The 13,730-nt window shown below is 57.7% G+C and carries 15 protein-coding genes; 8 read left to right on the plus strand and 7 right to left on the minus strand.

Annotation, left to right across the window (positions count from 1 at the left end; all coding sequences use genetic code 11):
• The first annotated feature begins 14 nt into the window (after positions 1-14).
• The gene (locus B0B09_RS07230) at positions 15-230 is read left to right on the plus strand and encodes a hypothetical protein (RefSeq protein ID WP_076659011.1); all 216 of its coding nucleotides are present in this window, start codon (positions 15-17) and stop codon (positions 228-230) included.
• Here B0B09_RS07230 and B0B09_RS07235 read toward each other — a convergent pair.
• Positions 227-1,276 carry a phosphotransferase family protein gene (locus tag B0B09_RS07235; protein WP_076659012.1) on the minus strand — a complete coding sequence of 350 codons (1,050 nt, stop codon included), beginning with the start codon at positions 1,274-1,276 and terminating at the stop codon, positions 227-229. The two genes, B0B09_RS07230 and B0B09_RS07235, sit on opposite strands and share 4 nt — an antisense overlap.
• A gap of 98 nt (positions 1,277-1,374) precedes the next feature.
• Here B0B09_RS07235 and B0B09_RS07240 point away from each other — a divergent pair, with 98 nt between their 5' ends.
• Positions 1,375-2,604 carry an acyl-CoA dehydrogenase family protein gene (locus B0B09_RS07240; protein ID WP_076659013.1) on the plus strand — a complete coding sequence of 410 codons (1,230 nt, stop codon included), beginning with the start codon at positions 1,375-1,377 and terminating at the stop codon, positions 2,602-2,604.
• Here the strand turns inward: B0B09_RS07240 and B0B09_RS07245 are convergent.
• Complete coding sequence (locus tag B0B09_RS07245) at positions 2,577-2,894, minus strand: ArsR/SmtB family transcription factor (protein ID WP_055296461.1); 318 nt, start codon at positions 2,892-2,894, stop codon at positions 2,577-2,579. The two genes, B0B09_RS07240 and B0B09_RS07245, sit on opposite strands and share 28 nt — an antisense overlap.
• Before the next feature lie 87 nt (positions 2,895-2,981).
• On the opposite strand from B0B09_RS07245, the gene B0B09_RS07250 reads away from it, so the two are divergent.
• Genes B0B09_RS07250 through B0B09_RS07265 form a run of 4 tightly spaced genes read left to right on the plus strand, consistent with a single transcriptional unit; the run spans position 2,982 to position 5,163 of the window.
• Positions 2,982-3,845 (plus strand): MBL fold metallo-hydrolase, encoded by an 864-nt coding sequence (locus B0B09_RS07250; protein ID WP_076659014.1) that lies wholly within the window; start codon positions 2,982-2,984, stop codon positions 3,843-3,845.
• A gap of 26 nt (positions 3,846-3,871) precedes the next feature.
• Positions 3,872-4,297 (plus strand): YeeE/YedE family protein, encoded by a 426-nt coding sequence (locus B0B09_RS07255; RefSeq protein ID WP_076659015.1) that lies wholly within the window; start codon positions 3,872-3,874, stop codon positions 4,295-4,297.
• A complete protein-coding gene (locus B0B09_RS07260) occupies positions 4,297-4,728 on the plus strand; it encodes a DUF6691 family protein (protein ID WP_076659016.1) in 432 nt (143 codons plus the stop codon). Before B0B09_RS07255 ends, B0B09_RS07260 begins: the two co-directional genes overlap by 1 nt.
• A gap of 9 nt (positions 4,729-4,737) precedes the next feature.
• Positions 4,738-5,163 carry a protein tyrosine phosphatase family protein gene (locus B0B09_RS07265; RefSeq protein ID WP_076659017.1) on the plus strand — a complete coding sequence of 142 codons (426 nt, stop codon included), beginning with the start codon at positions 4,738-4,740 and terminating at the stop codon, positions 5,161-5,163.
• Here B0B09_RS07265 and B0B09_RS07270 read toward each other — a convergent pair.
• The 5 genes from B0B09_RS07270 to B0B09_RS07290 form a co-directional block, all read right to left on the minus strand.
• A complete protein-coding gene (locus B0B09_RS07270; RefSeq protein ID WP_242654359.1) occupies positions 5,160-6,206 on the minus strand; it encodes a FliM/FliN family flagellar motor switch protein in 1,047 nt (348 codons plus the stop codon). The two genes, B0B09_RS07265 and B0B09_RS07270, sit on opposite strands and share 4 nt — an antisense overlap.
• A 79-nt stretch (positions 6,207-6,285) precedes the next feature.
• A complete protein-coding gene (locus B0B09_RS07275; RefSeq protein WP_076659019.1) occupies positions 6,286-8,982 on the minus strand; it encodes a sensor histidine kinase in 2,697 nt (898 codons plus the stop codon).
• On the minus strand, positions 8,979-9,254 hold the full coding sequence (locus tag B0B09_RS07280) for a hypothetical protein (RefSeq protein ID WP_076659020.1): 276 nt from the start codon (positions 9,252-9,254) through the stop codon (positions 8,979-8,981). The genes B0B09_RS07275 and B0B09_RS07280 overlap by 4 nt, the downstream gene beginning before the upstream one ends.
• Positions 9,251-9,619 carry a response regulator transcription factor gene (locus B0B09_RS07285; protein ID WP_055296453.1) on the minus strand — a complete coding sequence of 123 codons (369 nt, stop codon included), beginning with the start codon at positions 9,617-9,619 and terminating at the stop codon, positions 9,251-9,253. The genes B0B09_RS07280 and B0B09_RS07285 overlap by 4 nt, the downstream gene beginning before the upstream one ends.
• A 78-nt stretch (positions 9,620-9,697) precedes the next feature.
• A complete protein-coding gene (locus B0B09_RS07290; protein ID WP_084190750.1) occupies positions 9,698-11,014 on the minus strand; it encodes an XRE family transcriptional regulator in 1,317 nt (438 codons plus the stop codon).
• A 207-nt stretch (positions 11,015-11,221) separates the two neighbouring features.
• On the opposite strand from B0B09_RS07290, the gene B0B09_RS07295 reads away from it, so the two are divergent.
• Together B0B09_RS07295 and B0B09_RS07300 are read left to right on the plus strand one after the other, a co-directional pair.
• The gene (locus B0B09_RS07295; RefSeq protein WP_076659021.1) at positions 11,222-12,565 is read left to right on the plus strand and encodes a substrate-binding protein; all 1,344 of its coding nucleotides are present in this window, start codon (positions 11,222-11,224) and stop codon (positions 12,563-12,565) included.
• Between the two features lie 130 nt (positions 12,566-12,695).
• The gene (locus tag B0B09_RS07300) at positions 12,696-13,727 is read left to right on the plus strand and encodes a branched-chain amino acid ABC transporter permease (protein ID WP_055296450.1); all 1,032 of its coding nucleotides are present in this window, start codon (positions 12,696-12,698) and stop codon (positions 13,725-13,727) included.
• The last annotated feature ends 3 nt before the right edge of the window (positions 13,728-13,730 follow it).

The following is a 13,730-nucleotide window of genomic DNA, read 5'->3' on the forward strand; positions in this document are numbered from 1 at the left end:
AAGAGGTATTGATCATGGAAATCGTTGTTTGGATTGGTGCGGGTCTTTCGGTCATCGGGCTATGCGGGATCGTCTATAGCATTGTGGCTGTCACACGGGCCAAACGCGCGAACCTGCCCGATGAGGAACTGCGCGCGCGCATCGCAAAGGTCTTGCCGGTCAACCTTGGGGCGCTACTGATTTCCGTCATTGGCCTGATGGCTGTCGTGATCGGGGTGATGCTGGGCTAAAGGTCTGCCCCTTCGTGCATGACAATCGTGGCCATTGCCGCCAGCGCCGGAACCGCTGCCCCGTATTTGCGCGCCATTGCAGGGTTTGAAGCATTGCCAGCCGCGGCACGTGCCGCAACCCCCGCCAGAATTGCCGCCAGCCGGAAGAAGGCGAACACCAGATAGAAAGGCCAGTTGTCGATAGCACCCAAGCCGCGCCGTGCCGCATAGGCGGCCACATATTGCGCCTCATCCGGCAGGCCGCAAGCTGCGCGGTCGATCCCGGCCAACCCGCGCATGTCGCCCGCGTTGGGCAGCCGCCACTGCATGCATTGATAGGCCAGATCAGCCATCGGATGGCCCAGCGTTGACAGTTCCCAATCCAGCACGCCGATGATTTGCGGCGTATCAGGCGCAAACATGATATTGTCGAGCCGGTAGTCCCCATGCACCAGCGCCACCTGTCCGTCATCGGGCGGCATATGGGCGCCAAGCCATGCCATGATATCTGTCATTGCCTCTGATGGGGTGTCGGTTGAGGCTAGATATTGCTGGCTCCAGCGATCCAGCTGGCGGGCGAAGTAATTGCCCGGCTTGCCGAAATCAGCCAGACCAACTGCCGCGGGATCGATATCATGCAAAGCCGCCAAGGCCGCATTCATCGCGTCATAGATCGCCGCGCGTTCATTGCGGTCACTCTCGGGCAAGGCCGGATCCCAAAAGATTCGGCCCGGCAGATAGCGCATGACGAAAAACGCGCGTCTGCTGGGCGACATCTCGGCCTCTGCAAGATGCAGCACCGCAGGGACCGGCACATCCGTGTCTGCCAAGGCCTGCATCACACGAAATTCACGGTCCACAGCATGGGCCGAGGGTAAAAGCCGCCCAGGCGGTTTGCTGCGCAAGACATAGGTGCCGCTGTCGGCAGTGAGCTGATAGGTCGGGTTTGACTGGCCTGTGCCGAATTTCGTCACCGCCGTCAGTCCCGCAAATTCGGGGATCGCATTGCTTAGATATACATCCAGATCAGGCAGGCTGATCCCAAGGTTTTTTGCGGCTTCTTTCATGACCGCATTAGGGCTGGCCGCTTGCGAAACTGCAAGCCTTTGATTGACACCCCGCCCCCACGGTGCACGATAGCGTAACACAAATACGGGGCGCGAAAATGGACCTTGGACATACCGAGCGGCTTTTGCCGGTACTTGCGGCAGTGAAAGCGATGATCACCGATGAGATCGCCCCTTTGGACGAAGAGTTCCTGTCCGAAGTCAGCATCGGCGACCGTTGGACATTCACGCCACGCCAGACCGAAATTCTTGAAGGCCTCAAGGCCAAGGCAAAGGAACGCGGGCTTTGGAATTTCTGGGACACTTTCCGCGATGGACCGCAGCTGAATACAGTTGAATATGCCTATCTGGCCGAGGAAATGGGCAAGAGCCATCTGGCCGCCGAGGTCTTTAACTGCAACGCGCCTGATACCGGCAATATGGAGGTCTTTGCCCGCTACGGCACTGACGCCATGAAAGAACAGTGGTTGAAACCGCTGATGGCGGGCAGGATCCGCTCGGCCTATCTGATGACAGAGCCGGATATCGCGAGTTCGGATGCCACAAACATCGCCATGCGCTGTGAGCGCGACGGGGACAGCTATGTCTTGAATGGCCAGAAATGGTGGGCGACGGGTGCAGGTGATCCGCGCTGTGCCGTGCATATCGTGATGGTACGCACCGCCTATGAAGGACCAAAGCATCAGCAACACTCCATGATTGTCGTGCCTGCCGATACCCACGGCATCACGAAACTGCGCCCGATGGAGGTTTACGGCCATGACGATGCCCCCCACGGCCATATGCATTTCCGCTATGACGATGTGCGTGTGCCTGCTGAGAATATGCTGCTTGGTGAAGGGCGCGGTTTCGAGATTGCGCAAGGGCGGCTTGGACCAGGACGTATTCACCACTGTATGCGCGCGATCGGACAGGCCGAGAAGGCGCTGCAATTGATGTGTGAACGGTCATTGGCACGCGAGGCCTTCGGCAAACCATTGGCGCAACTTGGCGAGAACTTCGACATCATCGCCAAGGCGCGCATGGATATCGAACAGGCACGGCTTTTGTGCCTGAAAGCCGCTTGGATGATGGATCAGGGCGACAAACGCGCCGCGGCCCCTTGGATCAGCCAGATCAAGGTGGTCGCCCCGCAAATCGCACTCGATATCACGGATAAGGCCGTGCAGATGTACGGGGCAGCCGGCGTGTCACAAGATACCCCGCTGGCACGGCAATGGACCCATCTGCGCACCTTGCGGCTTGCGGATGGGCCGGATGCAGTACATCGCAGGCAGGTCGCACGGGCCGAACTGGCCCGTTACTCGGTGGGGCAGAACAGCTCGTAAACCCGTTCAAGCAGAGGGCGGATGCGCGGGTCGGAAAGGCTATACCGCATGCTACGGCCGTTGCGCTGACAGGACACAAGCCCCTCGTTGCGCAGACGCAAAAGTTGCCCAGAGACATACGACTGGCTCGCGCCAAGCGCTGTTTCCAATTCGCTTACACTCAGATCACGCGGAACTAGCGCACATAGAATGCGCAATCGGCCAGGATTGGAAAGCGACTTGAAAAGGTCAGCCGCTTCCGCTGCTGCCTCGTCCATTGGGTCTGCGAGTTCTTGAACCGGATTTGTCATGCGAAATAAAATACCTCATCGTTAAATACATTTCAACATTGAAATGTGTTTCGAACTCCCTATTTTGTACTCCAAAGGAGATTCGATATGACCCCTCATGTAAAAGCATTCTTCGACGACGCAACCAACACAGTGTCATATGTCGTCCGCGAGCCGGAAGGTCGCACCTGTGCGATTATTGATAGCGTGTTGGATTATGATCCCGCCTCTGGGCGCACCAACATGAAATCCGCCGATGAGATCATCGCTTGGGTGAAGGCCGAGGACCTGCAGGTTGCATGGATTCTGGAAAGCCATGTCCACGCCGATCACCTTTCGGCGGCGCCTTATCTGCAAGAGCATTTGGGCGGCAAGATCGGGATTGGTGCGAATATCACCATCGTGCAGGACACATTCGGCAAGGTCTTCAACGAAGGCACCGAATTCCAGCGGGATGGGTCGCAGTTCGATGCGCTGTTTGAAGATGGTGACAGTTTCCACATCGGACAAATGCGTGCTGACGTGCTGCATACACCCGGCCACACACCTGCTTGCCTGACCTATGTCATCGGCGACGCGGCCTTTGTGGGTGATACACTCTTTATGCCTGATTTTGGCACCGCCCGTTGCGACTTCCCCGGTGGCTCTGCCAAGGATCTCTACACCTCGATCCAGAAAATCCTGTCCCTGCCTGATGAGACCCGCATTTTTGTGGGCCACGATTATAAGGCGCCGGGGCGTGATGAATTTGCGTGGGAAACGACTGTCGGCGAGCAAAAGGCGCTGAACGTCCACATCGGTGCAGGCCGCCCGATGGAAGAGTTCGTATCCATGCGGCAGGAACGGGATGCAAAACTTGGCATGCCACGGCTGATCTTGCCGTCATTGCAGACAAATATGCGCGCGGGGAACCTTCCCGAGCCGGAAGACAACGGGCAACGCTACTTCAAAGTGCCCATCAACACACTGTAAAACCACGGAATGGAATAGGACTAAACATGCCAATAGATTGGATCATGGGGCTTGTCGGTGGCGTGCTTATCGGGACGGCCGCTGCGATTTTCCTGCTTGTGAACGGGCGGATCATGGGCGCATCGGGTATCATCGGCGGCCTCGTCGATGGCAGCGGGCGCAGTGACTGGCAAGAGCGTGCGGCGCTGATTGCGGGGCTGTTTGTCGTTCCCGGCGTCGCGGCACTGGCGATGGGCGGATCAGAAACAAACCTGACCGGCAACTGGGCCATCATCATCGTGGCCGGCCTTCTGGTGGGCGTTGGGACGCGTTTTGCCAATGGCTGCACCTCGGGCCACGGCGTCTGCGGGATTTCGCGGCTGTCTTTGCGCGGCATCGTCGCAACCGCCTTCTACATCGGTGCCGGCGGCCTGACCGTCGTTCTCTTCAAACATATTCTGGGAGTGATCTGATGCGCACCTTCGTTTCTTTCCTTGTCGGGTCACTCTTCGGCCTTGGCCTGTTGATTTCCGGCATGACAAACACGGCCAAAGTGCAAGGTTGGCTTGATATCTTTGGCGATTGGGACCCGACGCTTGCCTTCGTGATGGGCGGCGCGATCATTCCGATGGCCGTCGCATGGCGGTTCACAATCGGGCGCAAACCGGTGCTGGCCGAAGCCTTCCCGCCCGCGCCCGAGCAGAAGCTGGGGCGGAACCTTGTGCTGGGCTCAACACTCTTCGGCATGGGCTGGGGGCTTGCAGGACTATGCCCTGGACCGGCCATCGCCTCGCTGGGTTTCGCAGGTCCTGGCGGTTGGCTCTTTGTCGGTGCGATGATTGCTGGCATGTTGGCGGCACCTTCCTTGCGCGCACGTATGGACCAGCGGGCTGTGGCGGTTTAAAGAACGCTTATGGATATTCGCCAGATCAGCCCGACCTACGCCGTCACGCCACAAATCGCAGTGGAGGATATCCCTGCGATTGCCGAAGCCGGCTTTCAAACAATTATCTGCAACCGGCCGGATGCAGAAATCCCGCCATCCCACCACGCCAGTGTGATTGAGGCCGCGGCCAAGGCCGCAGGGCTGAACTTTGTGATCAACGAAGTGACGCATCAAACGCTGAACATGGATATGGTCGCCGCGCAGAAGGCCGCGATGGACGCATCAAGCGGTCCTACCCTTGCCTACTGCGCGTCGGGCACGCGGTCGACGATTGTTTGGGCGCTGGGACAGGCCAGCGAGATGTCGGCAGACGACATTCTGTCTGCCGCATCGGCGGCAGGCTATGATCTTGGCGGGATGCGGCCACAGTTGAATGCGCTTGCAGGCAATTAAAGCGGGTCTGGATCGAAAGACACATCCGGGAAATCCGGCATATCCGCACCCGTAACATCAAGCGCCTCTGCTGCGTTCGGCAGATCAAGCATTTCTGATGACGTTTCTGGTAAATCTGCCGGAAGCGTCATTGCGTCAACATCCATGACATCGGGCATCCCGAGATGCGCTGCGGTTGTTTGATGCGGTAGTTCTGAAAGCTGAGGCGAAGGGGCGGCTTCGAGCCGCACAGCACGATAGCCGCCGATTTGACCCAGCTTTGCCTGCGCCACCTCATGCCCGTCAGGGGACAAAAGCCGGACCGAGTTCACCGTACATCCGGGCAGCGGCAGCACAGTACCCACCTTCAACGCCTGTGCGGTCGCCAGTGAAATCGGCGCGCGATACAAAAGCGCTTCAAGACAGGCGGGCGCATCATGGACATTTTCGCGAAAGATCTGATGCCAATCAACGGGCACAGGCGGTGCCGCCTCTGGCACGGCCGCAACTTCGACTAGCGGCAGCGCGATCACCAATTGCGCGCGACGGTCCGCAACCCCAAGATCAACGCTCATCCTGACAACCCGATAAGTGCAGTCCACCAAAACAAGCCCGGCGGCACGCGCGCTTTCCACCTTTGCGCCAATAGCGATACCATCCATCCAGCCTTCCAGCGGGGTTCCAAGAACAGCCTGTGGAAAAGCGCCAAGAAAACTCTGCAGCACAGGATCGCAAAGCGCCTTGTCCGTCTGCGTGGGGGCCCGCGTATCCGCTGGCCGTGTCAGGACCGCCCCGATGGTTTCCATTTCAAGCACGGCCGCGCGCATTTCCATATCAAGCGCAATCAGACCGGACAGCGCCCCGTCGCGTTCCAGCCCCACAAGCATTAGATCCGCCCCCAGGGTCGCCAGCATATCATCCAGTGCGATCACCTCTTCGCCCACGCTTTCGACCGTGAGCACCAGACCCACACTGTCATTCGCGGCCTTTGTTAGCGCCAGTCGCACAGCCCGCGAAGAGGTCAGCGGGTTTTCAGTCTCCCCCTGCCCTTGCGGACGGGTCATCCGCCGCAGCAATGTCACTTGTGTGCCTGTCGTCATTTGCCTGCCACAGATATTGAAACTCTCTGATAGGCAAAATTGGTTACGTCTTTTCTAACGCCGCCGTTGTTTTCGCTTGCGGCAACCGAACCCGAAACGCGGCGCCGCGGCTTTGGGCAAGATAGAGCACTTCGCCACCCAAGCGCTGCATGATTTCGCGGCAAATCGCGAGCCCAAGCCCCGCACCGCCCGCCTTGGACCCATCCGCCACCCGCGAGAATTTCTCAAAGATCAGGTCCTGCTTGTCAGGCGCAATGCCGCTTCCGTTGTCGATGAAATCAATGAGGTAACCGGTGTCATCCTCGCTGACCTTGATCGTCAAATGCGGGGCCTTTGCATCACAGTATTTTTGCGCATTCGCGATCAAATTAATAAAGACCTGCCCCAGCCGGTCGATATCTGTGGTCAGGGTCACATCCTCGGACGCAGGGTCACGACTTACTTTCAAAGGGCCTTCATGCAGCCCTGCCGCCCGCACCGCACGGTCAAGCAAATCCGACAAATGCCCTGTCTGCTCGCGCAGTTCGACCTGCCCATTCTCAAGCACCGACAGATCGAGCAAATCATCCAGTAGCCGTGTCAGGCGCACGGCCTCGTCATAGATAATGCCTGCATATTTCTCATGCTCTGCATCACTTGTGACCCCATCACGCAGAATGTCCGAAAAAGACCGGATCGAAGTCATGGGCGTACGCAGTTCATGGCTGATCTGGCTGAGAAACGAATCCTTCTGGATCGACAGCGCCGTCAGCTTGTCGTTCGCTGCGCGAAGGGCGCGCGCGGTGCGTTCCTGCTCTTTGGATTTGGCCTCAAGCCGGTTCGAATATTCCAGAATTTGCGCAGCCTCATCTGCCACTGCGATCAGGTCTTCCACGGACACGCTGCTGCCACCAATCAATTGGCCGATCATTGCGTGGGCGGTCGCCGCCCCCACAGAGCCTGCAAGACTTCGCTCGAGCCTTTCGATGAAATCCGAGGTCACCTCGGGCAAATATCCGACCTTGCCTTGGCGCAGTGCCTCTGCCTCAAAGATCGCCTGCGCTTCTGCGCCGCCAAGAATGCGCTGGGACATGATCAACAGATCCTCGGCTCCTGTTGCGGCACCAGTCCAGGCCGGCGCGGCGGAAGAGTGATCAAACACATTCACGAATTGCGCGCCCTGCAAGCGTTCCAGCGGGGCGGGGAACGTGACCAGTGAAAACAGGATAAAGGCGGCAGTATTCAACAGCATGGACCAGACGATCCCGTGGACCAGCGGATCAAGACCGTTCGCGCCAAAAAGCGCTTGTGGTCTCAGCCACGACAACCCGTATGGGCCCTGCTCCATCACCGTCTGGCTGATAAAAGCATCAACACCAAAGCTTGGCAGGAAAAGGGTCCACATCCAGATCACCAAGCCGGTGATCAGCCCCGCTGCAGCGCCGATGCCCGTTGCACCGCGCCAGAAGATGCCCCCGATCATCGCGGGCAGCATCTGCACCGACCCGGTAAAAGAAATCAAACCAATCGCCGCAAGCGCTGCACCGCCACCGGAGAGACGGTAGTAGACAAACCCCAGCAGCAGAATACCCGCAACCGAAAGCCGCCGAGACAACAAGATCACGTGGCGCACGTCACCAGACATGACTGCCTGCTGGTTACCTTGCAAATATAGCCAGAAGGGTACGACCATATGGTTAGAGACCATTGTCGCCAAGGCAATCGTCGCCACGATGACCATGGATGTGGCCGAAGAGAACCCCCCAAGGAACGACAGCACCGCCAAACCGCCGCGCCCTTCGCTGAGCGGAACAGTCAGAACAAAAAGGTCGGGGTTGCTTCCGGCAGGCATCAGATCAAGACCGATGACAGCGATGGGCACCACGAAAAGGCTCATCATAAAAAGATAAAGTGGAAAGGCCCAGCTTGCGATATGCAGGTGGCGTTCATCCGCATTCTCGATCACCAAGACCTGGAACATGCGCGGCAGGCACAGGAACGCAGCGCCTGAGAGAAAAATAAGGCTGATCCAGCGCCCGCTTTCCTGATTCCAGAGCACAATGTCGGACTGATCAATCCGCGTCAGCATCTCGCTTGGTCCACCCGCGATACCCCAGACGACAAAAATGCCGACAGCAACCAGCGCGCAGAGCTTGACCACCGCCTCAACCGCGATGGCGATGACAACGCCGTGGTGGCGCTCGTTGGCATCAAGGTTGCGGGTGCCAAAGATTACGGTAAAGACAGCAAGACCGATCGCGACCCAAAAGGCCGCAAAGTTAAAGTCGTTTCGCTCCCAGCCGACTCCTTCGGTCTGCGCAAAAACGGCAAAGGACAAGGTGACGGACTGCAATTGCAGCGCAATATAAGGCATGGCCGCGATCACCGAGATCACGGTTACGATCACACCCAATTGCGTTGATTTGCCGAACCGCGATGACACCATATCCGCGATTGATGTAATCCGCTGCGCCCGCCCGATCCGCACCAGGCGGCGCAAGACCCACCACCAGCCAACCATAACCAAAGTGGGGCCAAGGTAGATGGTGACAAACTCAAGTCCGGAACGCGCGGCATAGCCAACGGCGCCATAAAACGTCCAGCCGGTACAATAGATGCTGAGCGAGAGTGTGTAGATCCAAGGCGAGGTCAGCCAATTGGAATGCCCTCTGGCCGCGCGGCGTTCCGCCATAAAGGCGATCGTAAAGAGCAACAGCACGTAAGCTAAAGCAATGACAATCAGGGCGTTGAAGGACATCATTCCTCTGATGTTTCCTTATCAACCTGCTGCGGGTTTGACCGGATCAGACCAGACAGCACCGCCGTCAACCCGATCAAAACGATCCAGACCCCGAAGATATAGACCAAGGCAGACGCGTTTGTTGTGGCACCTTGTGCATCGTCCTGCCAAGTCAGCGGTATCATCAGCAAGACCGCGCCAAACACAGGAACAAGCTTGGCCGCGTCACGCACCCGCCGCTGGCGATAACTGGCCTTTTGAAAGACAACGGGCGTTTGGGGGCGTTGGCTCATGCCTCCATCAGGTTACGCACCTGGTTGCGCACCTCTTCATTTGAAAACGGCTTCGTCATAAACAGCGATGCGCCAAGGCGCATGGCAAGTTCGCGATCCTTATCCTGCCCCCGCGCCGTCAACATCATCACCGGCGTTGCCTTGGTCACTTCGTTGCCGCGCAGGTCGCGCAGAATATCAAAGCCGCTGCGCCCGGGCAGCATGACATCCAGGATGATCATATCGGGTGGCAAGGCCAGCACCTTGGCCATCGCGGATGTGCCATCTTCATGTGTATGCACAGTCCACCCATCGCGTGACAATATGAAGCTGATTGCCTCGATGATGTTCGGCTCATCCTCGATCAGCAGGACACGTTTGCCCATCTCATCGCCTCCCCTTGCGATATTCTCTTTTTGCAAAGAGCCCCTTGGTTGAAACTATCACGGCAAACACGGCAACTGTCAAAGTTCTGATTTCGGTCCGACGCCCCCGATTGCAGGTTCACGGCGGCTGCGACATGCCGTACGCGGGCAAATCCGGCATGACAAACCGACGCCATGCGGTTCTGAGCCAGATTCAGGCGGATCCGGCAAAAGAAGCATCACGCTTTGCAACGCAGATGGCACATCGAAAACAACAGGCCCTATAGGTTCCGCCAAGGCAAAACACAAAAACCTTGTCGCGTTGGGGGCCGGCAATTGCACCTCCATCCGGATCGGCTGATGCGGCCGGCTGAGCGCCCCGTAAAGCGGCCAGAGCGGACAGGCCCCACCTGTGCGCGGCATGGTGAAACCTGGCACGGATTTAATGAATATCAGCGCCCCGGATGCATCGCACACCACAAGCGCCATCGGCGGGTGTCCCTGTTGGGGCGGAAGCTGTGCCAAACGCCGCATCACCTGTGGCAAGCGCGCGTCAAGGCTTTGGGCAATGGCGGCGGGATCATAGTTCAGGGTGCGCGCTGTCTTCTCAAAGGCTGCCAGCGGCAGCGCGGCGGCATCGTCGGCATAGATCTCAAGTATGCGAAGCAGCACTTTTTCCGCAGGGCCTGGCAAGCCTGCCTCTTTTGCGACGACCAAGGGATCGGCACCGCTCTCGAGTGACGCCACATGAAAACCCGACTTTGCCAGATAAGCCTCGACCGCCTCAAAGGGCGAACCGGAATGTTCCAGCACCGCCTCGGGCGCCTCAAGGTAGGTGATCAGGGCTTCACTGCTGTCGGCCAGCCGCAAGCTGTCACTGTGGATATTTTCGTGAAACCTGCGTTGCCAGTCCCGGTCGATATCTTCGGGACCGACCAGAATGGACGCGGTTGAACGGATCGCGGACACGGCCGAGATCACCTCGTGCAGCGAGCCTGCAAGTTGCGGATCATAAGAGATGCGATCCGTCAGGATCCGGCTTTTTTCCTCGAGTGCAGCGATCCTGCGTGCCTGCGTGGCGATCAGTGCCCCCCACCCCGGGTACCGCGCGGCAAGCTCTTCGGTGCGTTCAACCTCGACACGATCGCCCATGCTGGCCGCCGCACTGCGCATTTCATCCAGCATCTCCCGCTCGGCACCATCAGCCAGAAGCGCTGTGTCCACTTCCAGCACGCGCGCAAGGTCGGCAAGGAGTTTTCCACCGATTCTGCGCCTATTGTGTTCAATCAAGTTCAAATAAGATGGGGAAATACCGACTGTTTCTGCAACAGCAGCCTGCCGCAATCCGCGATCCAACCGCTTCTCACGTATACGGGACCCGACAAGGCTATCACTGGACACTCGGAATTCTCCCATAGGTTTCAGATGGTTTCTGCGCGCGCAAGAAAAGTCATTGACAGAATTTCACGATTATCTGTTCATGAATTTACAAATAAGTCCAGCCCCAAGAATGCCTTATTGTCGAAACGGGGCATCGTCTCTGACACTGTCGCAAGTACTGTAAAGTGCTCGACGGCTGGGAGAAGTGGATCGACCAGCTTCAACCTTTAAGGGAGGATATTTATGTCCAACAATAGTTTCTCGCGTCGTGGCGTGCTGAAAACTGGCATGGTTGCCAGTGCCGGTCTCGCTTTGCCGCAGTATTTGCGTGCACAAGAGTCAGGTTTCACCAATGCGCCGGGCGCAAGCGAAGTCATTCTTGGCTTCAACGTGCCCCAGACGGGTCCATATGCAGACGAGGGTGCAGACGAACTGCGCGCCTATGAACTTGCAGTCGAGCACCTGAACGGTGAAGGCGACGGCGGCATGTTGAGCACGTTCTCGTCCAAGGCGCTTGAAGGTGCGGGTATTCTCGGCCGTCGTGTCGGCTATGTGACAGGTGACACGCAGACCAAGTCTGACGCCGCCCGCGCATCTGCCCGTTCGATGATCGAAAAAGACGGCGCAATCATGATCACCGGTGGTTCTTCCTCTGGTGTGGCCGTGGCTGTGCAGGCGCTTTGCCAAGAGGCTGGCGTTATCTTTATGGCTGGTCTGACGCACTCCAACGACACAACAGGTAAAGACAAGCGGGCCAACGGTTTCCGCCACTTCTTTAACTCATACATGTCCGGTGCGGCACTCGCGCCTGTGTTGCAGGCAGCATACGGCAGCGACCGTAAAGCCTATCACCTGACAGCGGACTACAACTGGGGTTACACCACAGAAGAAGCTGTGCGCACATCCACAGAAGCCATGGGTTGGGAAACTGTGAACACGGTCCTGACACCGCTGACACAGACCGACTTTTCGTCCTACATCGCACCAGTTCTGAACTCGGGTGCCGACGTTCTGGTTCTGAACCACTACGGCGGGAACATGGTGAACTCGCTGACGAACGCTGTTCAGTTCGGTCTGCGTGAAGCACAAGCCAACGGCAAGAACTTTGAAATCGTTGTTCCGCTCTACTCGCGTCTGATGGCACGTGGTGCGGGTTCTGCGGTTGCAGGCATCTTCGGTTCGACAAACTGGCACTGGTCGCTGCAGGACGCAGCATCGCAAGCCTTCGTGCGTTCGTTCGGCACAAAGTACGGCTTCCCGCCATCTCAGGCGGCGCACACATGCTACGTGCAGACCCTGCTTTATGCAGACGCCGTAACACGTGCAGGGTCGTTCAACCCATGTGCGGTTGTTGAAGCCCTCGAGGACTTCGAGTTTGACGGCTTGGGCAACGGCCCAACGCTGTACCGTGGCGAAGACCACCAGTGCTTCAAGGACGTGCTGGTCGTGAAGGGTAAAGAAAACCCAGAAAACGAATTCGACCTTCTCGAGATCGTTGAAGTTACACCAGTCGCTCAGGTCACATACCCTGCAGACCACCCGCAGTTTGCTGGTGGCGCATTGGGTACATGTAACCCAGGCGCATAAGCCATACACATGATCAGGTCACCCTTCGGGGTGGCCTGAACCCATCCGGGTCAATTCACGCCATCTGCTGGCAGTGGAATGGCAAAGAGCACCCGCAGCTCACCCCCAATAACTGATCAGAGGTCACACGATGGACCAGTTCATTCTTCAAATTCTCAACGGGTTGGACAAAGGCTCGGCATATGCGCTGATCGCGCTTGGTTTGACGCTTATCTTCGGCACACTTGGTGTCGTGAACTTTGCCCACGGCGCACTTTTCATGCTTGGCGCCTTTGTGGCCGTCACGATGAGCAATCTGCTGACGCTGAGCCATAAAGTGGTGGACGAGACGCGGACAGACTTTCTGGGCAACCCGCTGCAAGTCGATGTGCCCTATCTTTACGACATCTTCGGACAGGCCGCCGGTGATACGATCATTGATTGGGCTGTCCCGATCTCGATCCTTGTCGCCATCCCGATCATGGTCGCTATCGGTTTCGCCATGGAGCGCGGCCTGATCAAGTACTTCTACAAGCGTCCGCATGCGGACCAGATCCTTGTGACCTTTGGTCTTGCCATCGTGATCCAAGAGATCGTCAAGTATTTCTACGGTGCAAACCCGATCCCGACCCCGGCACCTGAGGCCTTTGTCGGCAGTTTCGATTTCGGTGTTGTGCTTGGATTTGATCCGAACGCGATCATCTATCCCTACTGGCGTCTGGTCTATTTCTTCTTCTCGGTCGTCGTGATCGGTGCAGTTTTTGCCTTCTTGCAGTTCACCACCTTCGGCATGGTTGTGCGGGCCGGCATGGCCGACCGCGAAACCGTGGGTATCCTCGGGATTGATATCGACAAGCGCTTTACGATCATGTTCGGCATTGCGGCGGCCGTCGCGGGGCTGGCGGGCGTCATGTATGCACCAATCAATTCACCCAACTACCACATGGGCATGGACTTTCTTGTGCTGAGCTTTGTGGTGGTCGTTGTGGGCGGCATGGGCTCTTTGCCCGGTGCGGTCGCAGCCGGGTTCATGCTGGGTATTCTGGAAAGCTTTGCCTCTATGTCGGCGGTCATCGACCTGCTGCCAGGCATCAACCAGATCATCATCTACCTGGTCGCAATTATCATTTTGTTGACACGTCCGCGAGGCCTGATGGGTCGCAAAGGCGTGATGGAGGAATAAGCA

Origin of the sequence: Yoonia rosea, from assembly GCF_900156505.1 — a bacterium.
Taxonomy (GTDB): Bacteria; Pseudomonadota; Alphaproteobacteria; order Rhodobacterales; family Rhodobacteraceae; genus Yoonia; species Yoonia rosea.

What these genes read in the sequence shown, in the direction of transcription:
- B0B09_RS07280 (WP_076659020.1), bottom strand. Translation starts at nt 9,254, where the DNA reads ATGAGCCAACGCCCCCAAACGCCCGTTGTCTTTCAAAAGGCCAGTTAT.
- B0B09_RS07300 (WP_055296450.1), top strand. Translation starts at nt 12,696, where the DNA reads ATGGACCAGTTCATTCTTCAAATTCTCAACGGGTTGGACAAAGGCTCG.
- B0B09_RS07290 (WP_084190750.1), bottom strand. Translation starts at nt 11,014, where the DNA reads ATGGGAGAATTCCGAGTGTCCAGTGATAGCCTTGTCGGGTCCCGTATA.
- B0B09_RS07295 (WP_076659021.1), top strand. Translation starts at nt 11,222, where the DNA reads ATGTCCAACAATAGTTTCTCGCGTCGTGGCGTGCTGAAAACTGGCATG.
- B0B09_RS07260 (WP_076659016.1), top strand. Translation starts at nt 4,297, where the DNA reads ATGCGCACCTTCGTTTCTTTCCTTGTCGGGTCACTCTTCGGCCTTGGC.
- B0B09_RS07270 (WP_242654359.1), bottom strand. Translation starts at nt 6,206, where the DNA reads ATGACCCGTCCGCAAGGGCAGGGGGAGACTGAAAACCCGCTGACCTCT.
- B0B09_RS07275 (WP_076659019.1), bottom strand. Translation starts at nt 8,982, where the DNA reads ATGATGTCCTTCAACGCCCTGATTGTCATTGCTTTAGCTTACGTGCTG.
- B0B09_RS07285 (WP_055296453.1), bottom strand. Translation starts at nt 9,619, where the DNA reads ATGGGCAAACGTGTCCTGCTGATCGAGGATGAGCCGAACATCATCGAG.
- B0B09_RS07265 (WP_076659017.1), top strand. Translation starts at nt 4,738, where the DNA reads ATGGATATTCGCCAGATCAGCCCGACCTACGCCGTCACGCCACAAATC.
- B0B09_RS07235 (WP_076659012.1), bottom strand. Translation starts at nt 1,276, where the DNA reads ATGAAAGAAGCCGCAAAAAACCTTGGGATCAGCCTGCCTGATCTGGAT.
- B0B09_RS07230 (WP_076659011.1), top strand. Translation starts at nt 15, where the DNA reads ATGGAAATCGTTGTTTGGATTGGTGCGGGTCTTTCGGTCATCGGGCTA.
- B0B09_RS07255 (WP_076659015.1), top strand. Translation starts at nt 3,872, where the DNA reads ATGCCAATAGATTGGATCATGGGGCTTGTCGGTGGCGTGCTTATCGGG.
- B0B09_RS07245 (WP_055296461.1), bottom strand. Translation starts at nt 2,894, where the DNA reads ATGACAAATCCGGTTCAAGAACTCGCAGACCCAATGGACGAGGCAGCA.
- B0B09_RS07250 (WP_076659014.1), top strand. Translation starts at nt 2,982, where the DNA reads ATGACCCCTCATGTAAAAGCATTCTTCGACGACGCAACCAACACAGTG.
- B0B09_RS07240 (WP_076659013.1), top strand. Translation starts at nt 1,375, where the DNA reads ATGGACCTTGGACATACCGAGCGGCTTTTGCCGGTACTTGCGGCAGTG.